This is a genomic window from Saccharopolyspora sp. (assembly GCF_017434145.1).
Classification (GTDB): Bacteria; Actinomycetota; Actinomycetes; order Mycobacteriales; family Pseudonocardiaceae; genus Saccharopolyspora_C; species Saccharopolyspora_C galaxeae.
Genome location: NZ_JAFRFW010000027.1, coordinates 1 through 4,879, shown reverse-complemented (window position 1 = coordinate 4,879; position 4,879 = coordinate 1). Strand labels below are relative to the sequence as shown.

The 4,879-nt window shown below is 71.6% G+C and carries 4 protein-coding genes; 3 read left to right on the top strand and 1 reads right to left on the bottom strand.

The genetic code is table 11. From position 1 onward, the window contains the following. From IJH84_RS00770 to IJH84_RS00760, 3 genes are all read left to right on the top strand, one after another. Positions 1-2,413: error-prone DNA polymerase (locus IJH84_RS00770; RefSeq protein WP_295138995.1), on the top strand; the 2,413-nt coding region annotated here is incomplete at its 5' end. Between the two features lie 113 nt (positions 2,414-2,526). Continuing rightward, positions 2,527-3,528 (top strand): DUF418 domain-containing protein, encoded by a 1,002-nt coding sequence (locus tag IJH84_RS00765; protein WP_295138993.1) that lies wholly within the window; start codon positions 2,527-2,529, stop codon positions 3,526-3,528. 39 nt (positions 3,529-3,567) lie between these two features. After that, complete coding sequence (locus tag IJH84_RS00760; RefSeq protein ID WP_295138991.1) at positions 3,568-4,476, top strand: aminoglycoside phosphotransferase family protein; 909 nt, start codon at positions 3,568-3,570, stop codon at positions 4,474-4,476. A gap of 61 nt (positions 4,477-4,537) precedes the next feature. On the opposite strand, the gene IJH84_RS00755 is transcribed toward IJH84_RS00760, so the two are convergent. Continuing rightward, on the bottom strand, positions 4,538-4,879 hold a 342-nt coding region (locus tag IJH84_RS00755), incomplete at its 5' end, for a M20/M25/M40 family metallo-hydrolase (protein WP_295138989.1).

The following is a 4,879-nucleotide window of genomic DNA, read 5'->3' as shown; positions in this document are numbered from 1 at the left end:
GCTGCCCGCCTGGGCGGGCGCGTTCCTGCGCTCCGGCGAGGAGATGGCGCAGCGCTTCGCCCGCTATCCCGGCGCGGTCGAAGCCGCCGCCGAATTGGGCCGCGAGTGCGCCTTCGACCTGAAGCTGGTCGCGCCGCAACTCCCGCCGTTCGACGTGCCGCCCGGCCGCACCGAGGCCGAGCACCTGCGCGAGCAGACCTACCGGGGCGCGCTGGAGCGCTACGGCCCGCACGATCCGGCCGCCTACGAGCAGATCGAGCACGAGCTCGCGGTGATCGAGAAGCTGGACTTCCCCGGCTACTTCCTGGTGGTGCACGACATCGTCCGGTTCTGCCTGGACTCCGGGATCCTGTGCCAGGGCCGGGGTTCGGCGGCGAATTCGGCGGTGTGCTTCGCGCTGCGCATCACCAATGCGGACCCGGTGCGCTACGGCCTGCTGTTCGAGCGCTTCCTGGCCCCGGAGCGGGACGGCCCGCCGGACATCGACCTGGACATCGAGTCCGATCGCCGCGAAGAGGTGATCCAGTACGTCTACCGCAAGCACGGCCGCACGCACGCCGCGCAGGTCGCGAACGTGATCTCGTACCGGCCGAAGTCGGCGGTGCGCGACGTCGCGCGGGCGCTGGGGTTCTCCCCCGGCCAGCAGGACGCCTGGAGCAAGCAGGTGGAGAGCTGGCACCAGCTGCCCGACGACGGCGAGCTGCCGGACCAGGTCCGCGAGCTGGCGAACGAGCTGATCGGCTTCCCGCGGCACCTGGGCATCCACTCCGGCGGCATGGTGCTGTGCCACCAGCCGGTCAGCGAGGTGTGCCCGGTGGAGTGGGCGCGGATGCCGGGCCGCACGGTGCTGCAGTGGGACAAGGACGACTGCGCGGGCGCGGGCCTGGTGAAGTTCGACCTGCTGGGGCTTGGGATGCTTTCGGTCCTGCACTACGCGATGGACATGGTCGCCGAGCACCACGGCCGCCACGTCGACCTCGGTGAGCTGGACCTGGAGGACGACGAGGTGTACGCGATGCTGCGCCGCGCCGACGCGATCGGGGTGTTCCAGGTGGAGAGCCGGGCGCAGCTGGCCACGCTGCCCAGGCTGAAACCGCGGCGGTTCTACGACCTGGTGGTGGAGGTGGCGCTGATCCGCCCCGGCCCGATCCAGGGCGGCTCGGTGCACCCCTACATCCGCCGCCGCAACGGCGACGAGGACTGGGACTACGAGCATCCGCTGATGGCGGGCGCGCTGGCGAAGACCCTGGGCGTGCCGCTGTTCCAGGAGCAGCTGATGCAGCTGGCGGTGGACGTGGCCGGGTTCTCCGCGGCGGAGTCCGACGAGTTGCGCCGGGCGATGGGCGCGAAGCGCTCCACCGCGCGGATGGCGCGGCTGCGCAGCCGGTTGTTCGAGGGCATGGCGGCCAACGGCATCTCAGGTGAGCTGGCCGAGCAGGTGTACGCGAAGCTGCTGGCGTTCGCGAACTACGGCTTCCCGGAAAGCCACGCGCTGAGCTTCGCGACGCTGGTGTTCGCCAGCTCCTGGTTCAAGCGCTACTACCCGGCGGCGTTCTGCGCGGCGTTGATCAAGGCGCAGCCGATGGGCTTCTACTCGCCGCAGTCGCTGGCCGCGGACGCCCGCAGGCACGGCGTGCGGGGGTCCGGCCCGGACATCAACGCCAGCCGGGTGCACGCCGACCTGGAGCCCGACGCGGAATCCACCGGCGGTGCGGCGGTGCGGCTGGGTCTGTCGTCGGTGCGCACGCTCGGCGTTGACCTGGCCGAGCAGCTGGCCGCCGAACGCGCCGAACGCGGCGCGTACTCGTCGATGACCGACCTCGCGCGGCGCGTGACGCTGACGGCTCCGCAGATGGAGGCGCTGGCCACCGCGGGCGCGTTCGGCTGCTTCGGTCTTTCCCGCAGGCAGGCGCTGTGGAACGCGGCGGCGGCTGCGGCCGACCGCCCGGACCGGTTGCCGGAGACCACGGTGGCGGCGCAGGCCCCGTTGCTGCCGGACATGGACGGGGTGGAGCTGGCAGCCGCGGACGTGTGGGCCACCGGGGTTTCGCCGGACAGCTTCCCGGTGCAGTTCCTGCGGTCCAAATTGGACGAACTCGGCGCGGTGCCGGCCACCGGGCTGTCCGAAGTGGAGCAGGGTGAGCGGGTGCTGGTCGGCGGCGCGGTGACGCACCGGCAGCGCCCGGCTACCGCCAGCGGTGTCACGTTCCTGAACCTGGAGGACGAAACCGGGATGATCAACGTGGTGTGCACGGCGGGGCTGTGGGCGCGCTACCGCAAGGTGGGCCGCACCAGCTCGGCGCTGCTGGTGCGCGGCACCGTCGAGCGCGCCGAGGGGGTGGTCAACCTGCGCGCGGACCGGTTGCAGCGGCTGGACATGCGGGTGCCGTCCCAATCCCGTGACTTCCAGTGAGCCGCCTACCGCCGAGGGCTCCGGGCCGAGCGCCGCGAACCCGGCTTTTCGGCCGACGGGAGGAACTTTTCGGCTGATCGCCCGTCGTCGCCGAATCAATAACCTCACCGGACATGACGACTTCTCCGGCCGACGCCACCGTCCCGGTGCGGCGACCGCGCCCCCGGATCCGCGGATTGGACGCCCTACGCGGATTCGCGCTGTGCGGCATCCTCGTGAGCAACATCGCGAACAGCATCCTGCACATGCAGCACATCGATCCGGGACCGCACGTGCCGCTGGTCCCCGAGCTGCTGCACAGCATCGTGCACCAGCGGTTCTTCCCGATCTTCAGCTTGCTGTTCGGGGTCAGCTTCTGCTTCGTGCTCGAAGGTGCCGGCAACCGCGCATCGCGGCCGAGGCTGGTGCTGGTCCGACGGCTGGTCTTCCTGCTGCTGCTCGGGATCGGGCACTCCTTCCTGCAACCGGGCGAGGCGTTGTCCGTTTACGCCGCGGCCGGTTTGGTGTTGCTGCTGCCCGCCAGCTGGTTGCCCGCGTGGGCCGTGCTCGCGCTCGGATTCGCCGTGCTGGCGGTCAATCCGAGCGGGCAGATCGCAAGCGCAGGTTGCTTGCTGATCGGTTGCGCGGTCGGGCGATTCGGCGTGCTGGACACCTTGGAGCGGCGCGGCCGGCAGCTGGCCGCGGTGCTGGCGATCGGCGCGGCGGTCACGGCCGTCGCCTTGCCGATGCAGTTGAGCGATCCGTTGAACAGCGGTTTCAACACCTCCTCGGCGGTGGCCGGGCTGGGGACGGCGCTCGTCTACGTCGCCGGTTTCCTGCTGTTGCTGCGCACTCCGCTGGGTTCGGTGCTCTCGCGGGTGTTCGAGCCGTTGGGGCGGATGGCGCTGACCCACTACGTGTCCGCGACGCTGCTGGTGCTGCTGGCCGATCAGCTGCTCGCACTGGACGGATCGCGGAAGTGGGGCGTCATGTTCGCGTTGGCGGCCGGAATCGCCGTCGTGCAGTGGGTCTTCAGCTGGTTGTGGCTGCGCCGGTTCCGCTACGGACCGCTGGAGTGGTGCTGGCGCTGCGTGACCTGGTGGCGCTACGTCCCGAATCGCCGCGTCGCCGCGTGACGAGCGTGCCGAGCACGGCCGAGCGCGACGGTTGCCGCTGTGCCGGACGAGATCACCGCAGGTCTGATCGCGGAGTTGCTCCGCGAGCAGCACCCCGACTTGGCCGGTTTGCCGCTGGCGCTCGGTGCTCGTGGCTGGGACAACCAGTTGTGGCGGCTCGGTGACGACCTCGCGGTCCGGCTGCCCTGGGCCACCCAGGAAGCGGACGAGCTGCTGTTCAAGGAGCACGCCGTGCTGCCAGCCATGGCGCCGCGGCTGCCGTTGCCGATACCTGTTCCGCAGCGGCTGGGCCGCCCGTCCGAGCGGTTCCCGCGTCCGTGGATCGTCACCACCTGGGTCGCCGGTGAACCTGCCGACCACGCGCCGGCGACTCGCGGTGCCGAGGCGGCCGATGCGTTGGCGGCTTTCCTGGCGGCCTTGCACCAGACCGCGCCCGATGACGCGCCTGCGGGGCGGAGCGGCCGAGGAGGTCCGCTGGCCGACGTCGGCGAAGGCGTCGCACAGCTGTTGAAGGAGACCACCGATCGTGGGTTGATCGCCGAGCCGGATGCCGTGCGCGAGGTCTGGGAGGACGCGCTGGCCGCGCCCGGCTGGACGGGTCGGCCGCGGTGGCTGCACGGGGACTTGCACCCGGCGAATCTGCTGACCAGCAATGGCGAATTCTGCGGCGTGGTCGACTTCGGCGACGTGTGCGCCGGAGATCCGGCCTGCGACCTGGCTGCCTGCTGGATGCTGCTGCCCGACGGGGTCATCGACCGCTTCCACCGCAGCTACTCGGCCGCCGTCGACGCAGCGACGCTGCGCCGCGCTCGCGGCTGGGCGTTGGTGAAGGCGCTCGTCTGCGCGCTCGTCGGCGATGCCGGAGTGCACGGCCGTCCGGGCGGAAAGCCCACGTGGGGACCGCCGGCGGCCGCAGCACTGTCACGCCTCACCGCGACTCGCCGCTAGGAACGATTCCCGTGGCGGTGGAGGAACGGATCTTTCCGCCCGCCGACCCGCGTCGCGCGGTTCAGCTCCGGACGCCGCAGCGGCGCATGGCGAGCAGGGCGTAGGTGCGGGCGGCCTGCTCCAACTCGGCCACCGGGACGTGCTCGTCGTGGGCGTGCGCGTACCGGACGTCGCCGGGGCCGTACTGCAGCGTCGGAACTCCGGCGCCCGCGTACTGCCGCAGGTCGGTGCCGTACGGGGCACCCAGCACGTCCGGCTCGGCCGACCCGGCGTCCCGCACCGCCGTGCGCGTCTCATCGAGCAGCGGGTGTCCGCGCGGCAGCCTGCCGCTGGCGAAGATGCCGCCCGGCCAGCTCACCCGCACCGGGTGCTCGGCCAGCCACGGATCCGCGGCGCAGGCCCG